The 14,154-nt window shown below is 45.1% G+C and carries 12 protein-coding genes, 1 tRNA gene, 2 pseudogenes and 1 riboswitch; of the genes and pseudogenes, 4 read left to right on the top strand and 11 right to left on the bottom strand.

Annotated features, from left to right (window positions below; all coding sequences use genetic code 11):
- From CVN76_RS16700 to CVN76_RS16685, 4 genes are all read right to left on the bottom strand, one after another.
- Positions 1-519, bottom strand: a 519-nt coding sequence (locus tag CVN76_RS16700) for an ABC transporter ATP-binding protein (RefSeq protein ID WP_157805684.1), incomplete at its 3' end; no start/stop codon positions are given.
- Positions 512-1,579 carry a FecCD family ABC transporter permease gene (locus CVN76_RS16695; protein ID WP_061141349.1) on the bottom strand — a complete coding sequence of 356 codons (1,068 nt, stop codon included), beginning with the start codon at positions 1,577-1,579 and terminating at the stop codon, positions 512-514. The genes CVN76_RS16700 and CVN76_RS16695, both read right to left, overlap by 8 nt.
- Positions 1,542-2,513 (bottom strand): ABC transporter substrate-binding protein, encoded by a 972-nt coding sequence (locus CVN76_RS16690; RefSeq protein ID WP_100532199.1) that lies wholly within the window; start codon positions 2,511-2,513, stop codon positions 1,542-1,544. Before CVN76_RS16690 ends, CVN76_RS16695 begins: the two co-directional genes overlap by 38 nt.
- Before the next feature lie 151 nt (positions 2,514-2,664).
- Positions 2,665-2,839, bottom strand: a riboswitch (cobalamin riboswitch).
- A 77-nt stretch (positions 2,840-2,916) separates the two neighbouring features.
- Positions 2,917-3,780: a polysaccharide deacetylase family protein gene (locus tag CVN76_RS16685; protein WP_100532201.1), complete on the bottom strand. Its 864-nt coding sequence runs from the start codon at positions 3,778-3,780 to the stop codon at positions 2,917-2,919.
- Between the two features lie 219 nt (positions 3,781-3,999).
- Between CVN76_RS16685 and CVN76_RS16680 the strand changes: the two genes are divergently transcribed.
- Both CVN76_RS16680 and CVN76_RS31080 read left to right on the top strand, forming a co-directional pair.
- Positions 4,000-4,073 (top strand) — tRNA-Arg (locus CVN76_RS16680).
- A gap of 456 nt (positions 4,074-4,529) precedes the next feature.
- Complete coding sequence (locus CVN76_RS31080; RefSeq protein WP_155645404.1) at positions 4,530-4,670, top strand: hypothetical protein; 141 nt, start codon at positions 4,530-4,532, stop codon at positions 4,668-4,670.
- Between the two features lie 73 nt (positions 4,671-4,743).
- Here the strand turns inward: CVN76_RS31080 and CVN76_RS31820 are convergent.
- Positions 4,744-5,087 (bottom strand): annotated as a pseudogene (locus CVN76_RS31820) (DNA topoisomerase III); the annotation flags it as partial.
- 117 nt (positions 5,088-5,204) lie between these two features.
- Between CVN76_RS31820 and CVN76_RS16675 the strand changes: the two are divergent.
- On the top strand, positions 5,205-7,394 hold the full coding sequence (locus CVN76_RS16675; protein ID WP_100532198.1) for a DNA topoisomerase III: 2,190 nt from the start codon (positions 5,205-5,207) through the stop codon (positions 7,392-7,394).
- A gap of 91 nt (positions 7,395-7,485) precedes the next feature.
- Here the strand turns inward: CVN76_RS16675 and CVN76_RS16670 are convergent, their stop codons facing one another.
- Positions 7,486-7,974 carry a toxin-antitoxin system TumE family protein gene (locus CVN76_RS16670; protein WP_100532197.1) on the bottom strand — a complete coding sequence of 163 codons (489 nt, stop codon included), beginning with the start codon at positions 7,972-7,974 and terminating at the stop codon, positions 7,486-7,488.
- Positions 7,949-8,629, bottom strand: a complete 681-nt coding sequence (locus CVN76_RS16665; protein ID WP_100532196.1) for a helix-turn-helix domain-containing protein — start codon at positions 8,627-8,629, stop codon at positions 7,949-7,951. Before CVN76_RS16665 ends, CVN76_RS16670 begins: the two co-directional genes overlap by 26 nt.
- Before the next feature lie 304 nt (positions 8,630-8,933).
- Between CVN76_RS16665 and CVN76_RS16660 the strand changes: the two genes are divergently transcribed.
- Positions 8,934-10,484: an ABC-F family ATP-binding cassette domain-containing protein gene (locus CVN76_RS16660; RefSeq protein ID WP_100532195.1), complete on the top strand. Its 1,551-nt coding sequence runs from the start codon at positions 8,934-8,936 to the stop codon at positions 10,482-10,484.
- Positions 10,485-10,594: 110 nt separating this feature from the next.
- Here the strand turns inward: CVN76_RS16660 and CVN76_RS16655 are convergent, their stop codons facing one another.
- The 4 genes and pseudogenes from CVN76_RS16655 to CVN76_RS16640 all read right to left on the bottom strand — a co-directional run.
- Entirely contained in the window at positions 10,595-11,548 is a 954-nt protein-coding gene (locus CVN76_RS16655; RefSeq protein WP_100532194.1) for an ATP-grasp domain-containing protein, read from the bottom strand.
- Between the two features lie 54 nt (positions 11,549-11,602).
- Positions 11,603-12,787 carry a class I SAM-dependent methyltransferase gene (locus CVN76_RS16650; RefSeq protein ID WP_232732287.1) on the bottom strand — a complete coding sequence of 395 codons (1,185 nt, stop codon included), beginning with the start codon at positions 12,785-12,787 and terminating at the stop codon, positions 11,603-11,605.
- A 33-nt stretch (positions 12,788-12,820) separates the two neighbouring features.
- Positions 12,821-13,729 (bottom strand): phosphotransferase, encoded by a 909-nt coding sequence (locus CVN76_RS16645; protein WP_100532193.1) that lies wholly within the window; start codon positions 13,727-13,729, stop codon positions 12,821-12,823.
- 14 nt (positions 13,730-13,743) lie between these two features.
- Positions 13,744-14,154, bottom strand: a pseudogene (locus CVN76_RS16640) (hypothetical protein); the annotation flags it as partial.

The following is a 14,154-nucleotide window of genomic DNA, read 5'->3' as shown; positions in this document are numbered from 1 at the left end:
ATACGATAGATCCAAGTGGTTCGTCGGCTCATCCAAAAAAAGAACTTCAGGCTCCTGGGCAAGCGCCTGGGCCAGCAAGACCCGCTGCCTCTCCCCTCCTGATAGCCGTTCGAAATGAAGATCCTGGAATTCGGCCACTCCCGTTTGTTTCATCACCCGTTGGACAATCCTTTCATCCTCCTCAGACCAGCTGTGGAACCAGCCTGTTTGATGGGCGTACCTCCCAAGCGAGACCGTCTCCTTCACCGTATACGAAAAAGCCAATGAGGAATGTTGAGGAAGCACCGCAATGACCCGTGCAAGCTGTTTTGCCGAATAATCCTGCAAATCTTTTCCTTTGATCCGTATGCTTCCTTGCTTGTAAGCAAGCACCCCACTGAGCATACTCAACAGCGTCGTTTTTCCGCTGCCGTTTGGACCGAGGATCCCGAATAGTTCTCCTTTTTGAACGTCGAAAGAGACGGAATCCAAAACGCTTTTGTTATCGTATCCACCCGTTAACCCTTTAACTTCAAGCATCCGTCCTACCCACTCTCCGTCTCCTTAATAAAATGAGGGCAAATGCAGGTGCCCCGATCAGTGAGGTGATGACCCCGATCGGCAGTTCCGACGGGGCGATGATCGTCCGTGCCACAAGATCTGCCAAAATCAAGAACCCGCTTCCTACCAGCAATGATAACGGAAGCAGATGCCTATGATCTGGCCCCCATATCCTCCGGACCAAATGGGGAATCACCAGCCCTACAAAGCCGATCGTGCCTGAAACGGCAACCGCTGCGCCCGTTAATATCGAGCCCGCGATCAGGATCCACATTTTCCGCCTCTGCACGTCGACACCTAAATGTTTTGCCCGGTCCTCCCCGAAGGTCATCGCATTCAATTCCCTCGTATTCATGATCAGAATCAACGAGCCAATGATGAAAAACGGCAGAATGATTCCGATATAATTCCACCCGCGCATGGACACGCTGCCCATGAGCCAGCCGATGATTTGTCTTAATTCCTCCCCAGTCAACGCAATCATCAAGGATATGAAGGCGCTTAAAAACGAGCTGAAGATGATTCCGGTCAAAATGATCGTTTCGACCTTCATCGATCGATCCATTTTTTTTGCGAATGTCAGTACACAAAAAATCGTGATCACGGAACATAAGATGCTCAATGCAGGAAGCGTATATAAACCGATGAACGGGAGTGATATATTCAGGAATAACGTCACCACTGCCCCGACTGATGCTCCTGACGATATCCCGAGCGTGTAGGGATCGGCAAGCGGATTCCGGAGCAGCCCCTGAAATGCCGCACCCGCGATCGCCAAGCATGCCCCGACCAAACCTGCAAGCAATACACGCGGCAAACGGATGTTCATCACGATATTCGTCAGCATCACATCGGGATCAGCGGAAATCGGCAAATGAAAAATCTCCTTGCCGATTATTTGCATAAGTACGGGGATCGGTACGGACACCGAACCGAATGAGATGCCGATCGTACTGGCAAAAAGTAAAAACAATGACGCAAGCAAATAAGCAAGCGCCCATTTAGTTGTCAAATACGTTCGGATAGATTGATTTGGCAAGTTCCTCTACTCCCTCTATTAAACGTGGACCTGAACGGGTCACCAAGTCGGAATGGACATCAAAAACTTGGGCATTCTTAACCGCCGTAACGTCTTGCCACCCTTTTCGGCCCGTCACTCCACTTACCGGGTCTTTTGTGTAATAACCATAAGTCGTAATGATGACATCCGGATTGGCTGCAATCATCGACTCTTCATCCATTTTGGCCCAGCCATCCACATCCGCTGCAGCATTGTCAGCTGAAATCATCATAAGCATTTCATTCATGAATGTATTTTTACCAGGTGTATAGATATCCGGGGACGGCGAAACCTCCACTAAAACGGTCTTCCTTTCCGATTCCTTTACCGATTTGGCCTTCTCGGAAATAACCTTCAGCTTCGTTTTCATGTCCGTGATGATGTCTTTTGCCTTAGCTTGCTCGCCTGTTGCCATCCCGATCATATCAATGGACTTGTACACCTCATTGAAGTTTTGGGCATCATTGACTACAAGCACATCTATTCCCGCATCCTTAAGCTGCTGGAGCCCCTCCTTCAAATTATGGGCACTCGATGCATGGGCAAGAACAAGATCGGGCTTCAAGGAGACGATCAATTCCGTGTTCATCTCCATGCCGCCCACTTTTTCGATATCCTTCGTTTCTTCCGGGTAATTATCATTGTCGGACACGCCAATAACCTTATTACCTAAACCAAGCGCAAAGACCACTTCCGTATTGCTTGGTATCAACGTAACGATTTTCTTCGGTTTTTCTTCTATCGTCACCTTTTCACCCGTTGCATCTTTAATCGTAACCGGGAAGGCTTGTTGTGTAGCCTGATTCGTCTGCTGCTTTCCTTTTCCTTCATCGGCCGTGCCGCTGCAGCCAACCATCATGCCAGCCGTCAGCAACATCACCAGTATCAGGCCAAAAATCTTCTTCACGTTCATTCCCCACAATCATTTCATTTAGTTTTAGCCCGCCTTAAGCGAGGACCCCATGACAAAAAGCATCCCCCGTCAAACGGAAGATGCTTGTATGGCAACAATATCATGAAGGACTCTTTACAGTCTGCCACACACCTCCCCATCCGCGTGGGTCACAGGTGTACGAATCTTGGCAGGTCTCCTGGCTCATGGTCATCGTCAACGGCATCTTCCCATATCCCAAACAGTGGCATACAGCCGTCAGCTCCCATATACAGTGGCGGGACCGCGCTGGCATTGAACCAGCTTCCCTTTTAAGTCATTTAGACACCAAATCGTTCATATGTATATAATTTTCACTGCTTATCATTATACACCATGCAAGAAGCGATTATTGGAGGATTTTTCACAAAACGCCTGTCCAGCTTCAGCGATTGGACGCATTTTCAATCAGTGATGCAAATCCCCCGACGGATAATCCCGGTGAAATCCGTACGCGATGCAGGGCATGCATCCCTTGATCACTTGTTGCCCCGCCAGGTTCGGTGGTGACTGCCATCTTGTATCCCGCTTCTTCCGATAACCTGAGGCTCTCCTCGTTATAACGGCCGACTGGATACGAAAGTACCGTCGTCTCCTGGTTCAGAATGCGATCGAATAAATCCTTGGACTGGACCATTTCAGCTTCCTGCTGCCCGGAAGTCATCCGGTTCAGCTCAAGATGGTTGATTGTATGACTCTCGATGGAAATCCCATCCGCACTCATCTCCATCATTTGATCTTCCGTCAGGTGATGAGCTTTACCAATGGACTTCCCGATCATGAAGATGGTCGCTTTCAACTCATATTCCTTCAATATAGGAAAAGCCTCCGTGTAGTTATCTGTATAGCCATCATCAAAAGTAATCCAGACACACTTTTCACTTGGCATTATATTTTCGCTTAAAACGAGAAAGGCTTCATTAGGCGATAAAGTCTGGTAGCCATTTTCCCGAAGCCAAGCCATTTGCAGCCGGAATTCCTCCTTCGGCACCCGAAGGTTATTCCCCTCCGAAATACTATGGTACATCAATATCGGAAGCCTAACCTCGGACTCGGCCCTTATCCAGCCACTCGTATCGATTCGTTCAGGACTTGCTCCATCCTCCGAATCTATTTCGGCCTCATTCTCCTCTGCTGCAGCCACCTCGATATTATCTTCCGCAATCGGCGCAGCCGTCTTTTTACCTATTTTCTCTAAAACACCTTGTGAACAGCCAGCTAAAATAAAAGCCACAAACACTGCTGCCATCCATACCAATCTGTATTTTCCCACTATCATTCTCCTATTTTTTTCTAGCATAATAGTACCAGAAAACCAACGAATAATAAAGTATTCCAATTAACGCAATAAAAGGTAAAAATTATCGTTAAATGACCCGCCAGGCATTTTTTTTCATAATTATAAGCTACTCACTTGAAAAGTTTGCCTATAACCAATATAATAAACAAGTCGTCGACCTTTTAATATGTCCCAGTAGCTCAGCAGGATAGAGCGACAGCCTCCTAAGCTGTAGGTCGTAGGTTCGATTCCTATCTGGGACGCTAAAAAAAACCCCTTACATGTTAAGGGGTTTTTTGTTTTATATAACAGTTTCTTGCCTAAAATGAAAAATCAAATTGCAATATAACCTTTTCACCCTTTCAATAAAATTCTGTAAGTGTTTCTATGACACGTTGTTTTTCTAAGATAGAACATACAGGAAAGCTAAAGGACGACGAATATATAGAAAACCTTGGCGTGAAATGATGTTCGCGCAGGATTGCGAAAAAAATTCAAAATAAATGTTTCAACCTGTCCTACCCGGGTATATAAATACTGTAAGACATTCTCAACCAAAGGAGATGATGTGCATGAGTACAATCAGAAGCCAATGGAACAAGGAGAATGACGCAGCGGTGTTTAGTCCCGGTGATCAGCGTTAGAGTCAATTGAAGCGTTAGATGCTAATCAAAATGGGAATTACTACTCTTCTCATCCAAAGGAGGAAGATACTGATCATGAGTATTTACAGCCGATGGAATCCAGAGAATGATGAAGCGATTTTCAGTCCAGGTGATCAGCAGCCATTCAGTACGCTCATACGAGTAGATTCCGAAAAACACACAAAAAAAATGGACAACACACTTGAATATGAATGACATGGCACCGTACTGAATGAAATTTAGTCGAAGCAGTAATATACAGAAAAAGGATGGAGCGAATGCTCCATCCTTTTTTCTTGTGCGCACTGCAGGCATACGGCGCATTTGTTACACGTGAAACACTTTCCTTGTGGCCGCATTCACGATCCTGACAGACAAGCATTTCCCCCTTTTCATTATTCACTACACGCATCAGCCTGCCACATGATCTTGCTTGCATTTCTGGCGCATATCGTCAATGAAAACCTGTTTGGCAAGAATTCCTTTTGCAATCGCCGTTAGCTTTTGCTCCTCCTGTGCCGTCTAAGCAGGCGACCTCAGGTCTTCAGGCGCCAACTCGAGGAGTTGCTTTCCTTTTGAATTTACGTGAAGGCCCTTCCCTCTCTTTTCGACCAAGAAGCTTTCGAACAGTTGCCACTGTCCCGATCCCGGCGGCTTCGTTTCAAGGGCTCAAATGAACTGTATAGGCCATTCCCTCTTTGAAATTATGTTATATTAGACGGTAAATAGTTAGTAAGGGAGTTTGAACAAATGTCAAAAAGTGTGGTAATTGCTGAAAAGCCTTCAGTTGCACGTGATATTGCGAATGTATTGAAGTGTAATAAAAAAGGCAATGGATTTTTAGAAGGCGATAAGTATATCGTTACGTGGGCATTAGGTCATCTGGTTACTCTAGCAGATCCAGAGGCATATGATATGAAATTTAAAACATGGAAGCTGGAAGACCTGCCCATGCTTCCTGAAAGCATGAAGCTAGTTGTCATGAAACAAACCGGAAAGCAATTCAATGCTGTTAAAACACAATTGAATCGCAATGATGTGAATGAAATAATCGTGGCGACTGATGCGGGGAGAGAAGGAGAATTAGTTGCACGATGGATCATCGAGAAATCAAAAGTGAATAAGCCCATCAAACGTCTCTGGATTTCTTCCGTAACGGATAAAGCAATTAAGGATGGGTTCAATAACTTAAAGCCTGGTAAAGAGTATGAAGACTTATATACTTCAGCAGTAGCACGTTCGGAAGCGGATTGGTATATCGGTTTAAATGCAACCCGTGCCTTAACGACAAAATTCAATGCGCAATTAAACTGTGGACGCGTTCAGACACCGACGGTTGCAATGGTTGCAGCGCGCGAAGAGGAAATTGCGAATTTCAAGCCGCAAACCTATTATGGAATCGAAGCCCAAACAGATGGACTTACGTTAACGTGGCAAGATGAAAATGGAAATAGCCGCAGCTTTAATAAAGAAAAGACCGATGCAATCGTGAAATCACTTGGAAGTAAGGATGCGACTGTTGTTTCCATTGACCGCAAAGCAAAGAAAACATTCGCACCTGGTCTATATGATTTAACAGAGTTACAACGGGATGGGAATAAACTCTTTGGCTATTCTGCTAAAGAAACATTGAACATCATGCAAAAATTGTATGAGCAACACAAGGTCTTGACTTATCCGCGTACGGATTCACGATATATATCATCCGATATCGTTGGTACGCTTCCGGAGCGTTTAAAAGCCTGTGCCATAGGTGAATATCGTCCTCTTGCAAATAAGGTGTTGAATAAGCCTATTAAGACGTCAAAAGCATTTGTCGATGATAGTAAAGTCAGTGATCACCATGCCATTATTCCGACCGAGGGTTATGTGAATCTTTCAGCCTTCACTGACAAAGAACGCAAAATCTACGACCTTGTCGTGAAACGTTTCTTGGCAGTTTTATTCCCTGCGTTTGAATATGAGCAATTGACGGTGCAAACGAAAATTGGTGATCAAACGTTTATCGCTAGAGGAAAATCCGTGATTCATTCCGGCTGGAAAGAAGTTTATGCAAACCACTTTGATGATGAAGAATCAACAGAGGATGTAAAAGAGCAGCTATTGCCTCGTATTGAAAAAGACGATGAATTAAAAACAAAATTAATCACTCAAACGTCAGGCCAAACAAAGCCACCAGCACGCTTTACGGAGGCGACTTTACTATCAGCAATGGAAAACCCTGCGAAATACATGAAAACAAACGATAAGAAGCTGGCAGACACGTTGAAATCAACGGGCGGACTTGGAACAGTCGCCACCCGTGCCGATATCATCGATAAGCTATTCAATTCATTCTTATTCGAAAAACGCGGCGGCAAAGAAATCCATATCACATCCAAGGGGCGTCAGCTTTTGGATTTAGTGCCAGAAAAACTGAAATCTCCTGCGACAACAGCTGAATGGGAACAAAAGCTCGAGCTAATCGCAAAAGGGAAACTGAAAAAAGACGTGTTCATCAATGAAATGAAGGATTACACAAAAGAGATTGTCAGTGCAATCAAAACGAGTGACAAAAAATATAAACACGACAATATCTCAACGAAATCTTGTCCAGACTGTGGTAAGCCAATGCTTGAAGTGAATAGTAAAAAAGGTAAAATGCTCGTCTGCCAAGATCGTGAATGCGGCCATAAAAAGAACGTCGCCCGTGTAACGAATGCACGCTGCCCGCAATGTAAAAAGAAAATGGAATTGCGTGGTGAAGGCGACGGTCAAATCTTCACATGTAAATGTGGCTATCGCGAAAAACTGTCAGCATTTGAAGCAAGACGTAAGAAAGAGTCTGGTGGAAAAGTGGATAAACGTTCCGTACAAAAGTACTTAAAAGAGCAGGAAAAAGAAGCGGAACCGATTAATAATCCATTTGCGGATTTATTAAAAGGAATGAAGTTTGATTAAATTATAAAATAATGGAAGTGTCTGTCTAAAAGGTTTAGATAGGCACTTCTTTTCTTTTGTCACATCGTTATACTAAAGGAATTTAGGTTGTTCATTTTCTTTTCCTCCTTTCTCGCTTCTCTTTTTCACTGGTTGGAATAGAGGAAGTTGGAGCATGGGCATACCATAAGTATCTGCTCATTAGTATAAATTCAATAAATGAAAGCAAGTCCTTCTGTTTGAATGGTTCTGAAGGAAACGGTATGCGTTTTGATGCTTTCAAATCATGAATATCCGTTCTTACATGTAAATGAAAAGGCTCGGTTTCGGTTCGAGCTTCTTCTTGTACATGGGGTTCCGAATGAAATTTCATCACGATATTACCATTCGCATCATAATAATCATAATTATAAAAATCAATAAAACCGTCCTTGATGAATTCCTGGCAGGAGAGCTTTGTTGAATCTGAAAAGATAACCGTTTTGCGTATGGCACCTGGTTCTGAGGGAAGTCCGTTGGCACCTTTCCTAATTTCGGTAATCTCTTTGTCATATTCAATTTCCAGTAAGTAATAATTAGTTTTGGGAAGTCCTGTTGACATTCAGGTCGTTGAACCTTTTCATTATATATTTCCAAGCAGCCGCGTCGGTTTCTTCTTCAGGAGTTAAATCCTTTCTTCCACCTAACTTTTGCTCAAAGTCCCCCCCATGTTTATCTTCGTAAGCTGCCATTTGTTTTATCAAAAAAGCTATCTCGTTTGTATCGGACAAGTTCACCCCTTGTTCTAATTGTTCACCTTCCCATGCTTGCACAATTTTTGATACAGGATGCAATTTGCCGTTTCGAGATTTCCAAAGGGTGTTTGCACTAATTCTAGCTTGTTTATTGCTTTCTTTACGTTCTACACCTTGGAAGCGGCCTTCTTTAATCCAATTGTTAATCGTTGTAATACTAACACCAAAATATTTTGCTAACTGTCCCGTCGTGTACGAAGGGGCAAATTCGCTTTCTTCTACAGCCACGTTAGCCATATGTCTAAGTATTAAAGTAACATATTGTTTCATCTTTTCTGGTTCGTCTAAAACCGTTTCTGATAGATTGCCTAAAGCAAGGGAGTTTATGTTTGTTTTGTCCACGTAATTCGCCAATACTTTAAACAGTAATAAACTATCGTCTTGGTCCTGGAATATTCGAGTAGCCAATTTTGGTGTCCGTTTTACAAATTCCCTTTGCTCAAATTTAGTTAGCATGATCATTCACCTCTCACCTCCATCATACAAAATAAAAAATAAAACTGCAAGTAAACTGCAAGTAACTAAAAGTTAATTATTACCCATTGTATTCATATAATAATGTTCTATACCTTCAAAAAGAAAAAAGAACCATTCTATTAGGGACATCCGTGGACGAAAATCCCTTAATTCTCATTAAGGCTTCCGCTCAAAAGTGCTCCCCCGACCCACATATATGTAAATGAATAGATTAGATAGCAATCCCGGGCAGTTTTTAGTATGATGAAACGTAGGGATTTTTTCAAATTAACTGGGAGGTTCAACATACATGAGCTTACTTTCTATAGATAAATTAGCACATAGCTTTGGCGATCGCACCTTATTCAAGGATGTTTCCTTCCGCCTGATGGCCGGAGAACATGTAGGGCTGGTCGGGGCGAATGGTGTCGGAAAATCAACGATGATGAATATCATCACAGGGCAGCTTATCCATGATGAAGGCCGGGTCGAATGGACTCCCGGCGTCGAATATGGCTATCTTGATCAACATACGATCCTTGAGAAAGGAAAATCGATTCGCGATGTCCTAAGGGATGCCTACTTACCACTATTCGAGCAGGAGAAGGCCCTTAATGAGGTAACGGAGAAAATGGGTACGGCCTCTCCCGAAGAGCTTGAAGAGCTTTTGGAGCAAATGGGTGAAATTCAGGACAAGCTTGAAGCGGGCGGCTTTTACAATCTCGATATTAAAATTGAAGAAGCGGCACGCGGACTGGGCTTGGATGCAATCGGGCTGGATCGCGATGTTTCGGCGCTGAGCGGCGGACAACGGACCAAGGTTTTACTGGCCAAGTTACTTCTGGAACAGCCTGAAGTACTGCTCCTTGATGAACCGACGAACTACTTGGATGTCGAGCATATTCGCTGGCTGAGCAGCTACTTAAAGGAATACCCGCATGCCTTTCTCTTGATTTCTCATGATACCGAGTTCATGAACGGTGTGGTTGACGTCATTTTCCACCTGGAATTCTCGAAGCTGACCCGTTATACGGCCACTTACGAAAAGTTCCTTGAGCTTGCTGAATTGAATAAGAACCAACATATCAACGCATACGAAAAACAGCGTGAATTCATTAAAAAGCAGGAAGATTTCATTGCGAAAAACAAAGCCCGCTACTCAACGACAGGCCGGGCAAAAAGCCGTCAAAAGCAATTGAATCGCATGGAGCGGATCGACCGTCCGGAAACGGCCATGAAACCGACCTTCGATTTCAAGGAATCACGTGCAAGCAGCCGTTATGTATTTGAAGGGGAAGACCTTGAAATCGGTTATGACCGTCCATTGCTTCCGAAGCTGTCGATGACCATCGAACGGGGAGAGAAAATCGCCGTGGTCGGCTGTAACGGAGTCGGGAAATCGACGCTGTTAAAAACGATTTTAGGTAAAATCGATCCTCTTGGCGGAAAAAGATCACTTGGCGACTTCCTCTTTTCTTCATATTTCGAGCAGGAAGTGAAGGCAGGAAATACGACACCTATCGATGAGGTCTGGAATGCCTTCCCGCATCTTGACCAACCGCAGGTTCGTGCAATCCTTGCCCGTGTCGGTTTGAAAAACGAGCATATTACACGCCCAATGAGCCATCTAAGCGGTGGCGAGCAAGCCAAAGTACGGTTGTGCAAGCTCATGCTTACCGAAAGCAACTGGCTATTGTTCGATGAACCGACGAACCATTTGGATGTCGTTGCCAAAGAAGAACTGAAGCGTGCATTGAAAGAGTATAAAGGGACGATTCTCCTCGTATGCCATGAACCTGATTTCTATGAAGATTGGGTGACGAAGGTATGGGATGTTGAAGAGTGGTCGAGCAATAATTGATTCAATCCATAAAGACGGTGCCCAATAGAGACGGGCACCGTCTTTTTATGTCAAAAAAGACTGGAAGGGCAAATAAAAAATTGCCCTTCCAGTCAGGATCACCGTTTTATTCATTTCATTTGCACAAGTTTTTCTTTCGCCAATTCAGATCCCAGGAACTTCGCCAATTCAAGCATGCCGTATTGGCCCGCTGCTTCCTCGGCGTCCTTGTTATAATTCGTATTGGTATTGATGTCATACGTGTAGATTTCACCAGCGCCGTTACGAATGAATTCGATTCCTGCGATCGAAATTCCATTCTCTTTTAAAAACGCTTCATATTTTTCAATGATCGGATCATGAAAGCCTTGCACAATTTGAAATTTTGGTTTTTCTTCCACCTCTTCACCGATCGGGCAGAATAAGTCACCGATTTGGCATGCATCTGCCGGACAAAGCTCGAAACCTTCGGATGTATCGACCTCTACCGCATAGATGAACTTGCCACCCACGAATTCACAACGAGTGATGAATGGCTCCGGCGCTTTTATGTATTCCTGAATTAATGTAATCCCATCAACTGGCTCATCGAATTCCGGACCATCCACATATTGTTTCAACGATTCTACTGAATGGAATAATTGAACACCGAGTCCTTTACCTGCACGGTTATGTTTCGTGATGAACGAAGCGACATTTAATTTCTCTGCTGCCTTGATGATATTTTCCTTGCCTACAGCTGCAATCGTTTTCGGTGTCTTTATTCCGGCCTTCATCAGTGCCGTGTATTGATTGACTTTGCTGACCTCCAACCGCAGCGCCCGTGACCCATTGAAGACCGTACGATCATGCTGTTCAAGCCACGCTAGCACGGATTCTGTCATTTCAGGCGCAAATCGATGCCCGCGAGTATGTGAGCTTGCACTCATACGGCTATAAAAAACACCCTCTGGCGGCTCCCCCGTTAAATCGACCACACCTTGATCAAGATGCCATTCTTCATAGGGAAGCTCCAACTCATTCATTCTTTTTGTTAAATGGGCCGTCCATTCCTCGTTTTCATGAATGATATACACTTTGCTCATAAAAGGTTCCTCCTGATTGTTTAGCATTTTATCTCTTTAATTGTGACTGTACCCTTATACCCGTTCAGCCACCAATGTATAGGTCTTTGGAATGCCGATATCGTGAATTTTATGGTTTGGTTCCTCCTCGAGCACTTTAATGACAAGACCTGATTGGCCTATTGCCGTGATAAGCTCGCCGATTGTCCATTTACGCTGGACAACCTTTGAAAGTCCCCCTTTTTCTTCATCCGGCATATGCTTGGAAAAAGCGACTTCGTTGTTTTCGATTTCCGGGGCGAAATAGTTGCCTGCAACCTTATGTTTCTTACCATTGGAGGTAATCAGTTTGGTTGAAATCGGGTGAAATTCATGGAGGATGAATTGGCCTCCCGGTTTCAGCATCTCTTTGATTTTTGCAAATAATGGCTGCAGATCAATCAAATAGTGCAGCACGCCCAGCTCCATCAAGACCACATCCTGATTCCCTGATGCATGCTCTTCCGGCAAGGAAAGGACGTCGGAAACGATATAATCGATGGTGACACCGGCGCCGCTTGCGAGCTCCATAGCAAAGGCCGCGTTTTCCCTGGAAAAGTCGACGACCTTCACGGAGGCACCCAATATCGCCAAGGCCACCGCTTTAACACCGTTCGATCCCATCAAATGTGTGATTTTTTTATCCTTGGCCTCGCCTATATATTTATAAAATGGATGCAAACGCCATTTTGGATTTTGCTTGATTTTAGCAGCGATTTCGACAGGCTCGCCATACCGATTGACCAGCGCCAAATAATTATTCTGATTCCATGCCTGTTCATTTTCGGCTGTGAAACCCTGCTGCTCGGCAGATAGGTATGCATGGATCTCGGCACTGTATCTTTTCATTTCATCATCATAGAAATAACTGTACAGCGACCGGCACCAGACAGCTGCCCCTCCAAGCGGTATCGATAAGCGGTAGGGGTCGGTTTTTATGGTCGTGTTATACCTGCAGCCAACCTTGACGGAAACACCCTCAACTTCCATTGTAAAGGAGGCACGCTCAGGATTTCTTTCAGGACTTGTCGGGGAGTATGCGCCGAAATGGGACAAGGCCTCATTGAACACGTCCCATTGCACGTCCAGGTCGATTCCCTCGATATCGACATCCACTCCTTGGACAAATAGGGCTGAACGCCCTGTAAATTGATAAGGAATATCGGCCTCGTCCAGCATTTCCCCCATTAATGTGATTGTATGATAATAGCTTGCCTTCATAGTAACCTCCTAATCATCAAAAGCACTTACCTGTTATTCTTCTATCGCCAATGCCAATCCTTTTTCCGTGATCGCGACCAGCTTTTCATCCTCGCGATCAATGCCATAGACGAGCAATGTAACGAGCATATATACGGCTCTGAAGCGGGCTAACCGCTCCGTTTCCTTATCGATGTTCCCATAAACTTCAAAGAATGCTTGGCGCGCATTCCTTGGGAAATAACTGTATAAAAAGGCGATGTCTATGGCTGGACTTCCGATATGGACATCTCCCCAATCAAGAATGCCAGCCAGAATGCCCTCGTCATCCAGTAAGACATTCCTGACGTGAATATCCCCATGAACGAGTGTTGAGGGCCGCGGCACCTCCACGTCGCCCAGCCTTTCAACAAAGCATGTAACCGAACGAGCCCGTTCCATATATCCCAGCTTTTCCAGCGTTGCGACATGAGCAAGCAGCGATTCTCGGCGAAAGGCTGCATCGAGCCTTCTCAACCCATCAGGCTCCACGCCTGACTGCCTGGCCTTATCGAGCGGAAAGCTATGGAGGATCTTCAGGAAACCGGCCAATCTTTTTGCCGATTCAACCTCGTTTGCAACAGATCCTTCTGCAGGCAAGTGTCCCTTTACCATTTTATAGCCGGTAAAGGGGTACGGATAGATGGCACTAGGCTCTCCAAAAAAGATCGGTTCAGGGATAGAGAGCGGTAAAGTTCCGGCAATGGAAGGCAAAAGGCGATTCTCCACCTGAATCAACGTAACGGCGAGCGGACGGCGCGGGAAACGGAATACAAATTCACCATTGATTTGCATGACGGTGTTATCGAACCCTTCCCCTAGCTGCTTGATTTCTTTCCATTCAATTTCCGGAAACTGCTGCATGATCAATTTCCCTGCCAGCTCCAACGAAACTGGATATTCTGCCACCCAAGGCTTTTCCACTCCGTCTCCTCCTTTTACCGGTTTCTCCCTCTATTGGAGCTGCTGCCGGAACCGCCCCTTCGGCTGCTTGGTCCTTGTGCACGCACCCCTTTGGAACCGCGTCCTTCTTGGCGGCCGCCTCGTGGATTTTCGCGAGTTTGTGCATTACCTTTTTCAGGGCGCCTCCCCCGTGAATCCTCACGCTCAGGCCGGCCTCCGCGTGGTTTCTCCTTGTCCAATTCCCGATTGTCCGCTTGGTTCACGGAACGGTGGCTGCCCCTGTTCGGTCCTCTCGTATCTATTCGCTCCCGGTGGCGTCTTCCCCCGCCAGTACGCGGCCGGCGGGCACCGTCTTCAGAGGAATCTTCATAACGCTTCTTTTTATGTGCCACTTCATCAGGCTGGAACATTTTCACGCCTTCAATCGTCCTTCTTTCGATTTTCAT

The sequence above is a fragment of the Bacillus sp. mrc49 genome (assembly GCF_002803435.1).
The sequence above is the reverse complement of the archived record's forward strand: the minus strand, read 5'-3'. Positions and strand labels throughout refer to the sequence as shown.

What these genes read in the sequence shown, in the direction of transcription:
- CVN76_RS16690 (WP_100532199.1), bottom strand. Translation starts at nt 2,513, where the DNA reads ATGAACGTGAAGAAGATTTTTGGCCTGATACTGGTGATGTTGCTGACG.
- CVN76_RS16685 (WP_100532201.1), bottom strand. Translation starts at nt 3,780, where the DNA reads ATGGCAGCAGTGTTTGTGGCTTTTATTTTAGCTGGCTGTTCACAAGGT.
- CVN76_RS31080 (WP_155645404.1), top strand. Translation starts at nt 4,530, where the DNA reads ATGAGTATTTACAGCCGATGGAATCCAGAGAATGATGAAGCGATTTTC.
- CVN76_RS16675 (WP_100532198.1), top strand. Translation starts at nt 5,205, where the DNA reads ATGTCAAAAAGTGTGGTAATTGCTGAAAAGCCTTCAGTTGCACGTGAT.
- CVN76_RS16670 (WP_100532197.1), bottom strand. Translation starts at nt 7,974, where the DNA reads ATGTCAACAGGACTTCCCAAAACTAATTATTACTTACTGGAAATTGAA.
- CVN76_RS16665 (WP_100532196.1), bottom strand. Translation starts at nt 8,629, where the DNA reads ATGATCATGCTAACTAAATTTGAGCAAAGGGAATTTGTAAAACGGACA.
- CVN76_RS16660 (WP_100532195.1), top strand. Translation starts at nt 8,934, where the DNA reads ATGAGCTTACTTTCTATAGATAAATTAGCACATAGCTTTGGCGATCGC.
- CVN76_RS16655 (WP_100532194.1), bottom strand. Translation starts at nt 11,548, where the DNA reads ATGAGCAAAGTGTATATCATTCATGAAAACGAGGAATGGACGGCCCAT.
- CVN76_RS16650 (WP_232732287.1), bottom strand. Translation starts at nt 12,787, where the DNA reads ATGAAGGCAAGCTATTATCATACAATCACATTAATGGGGGAAATGCTG.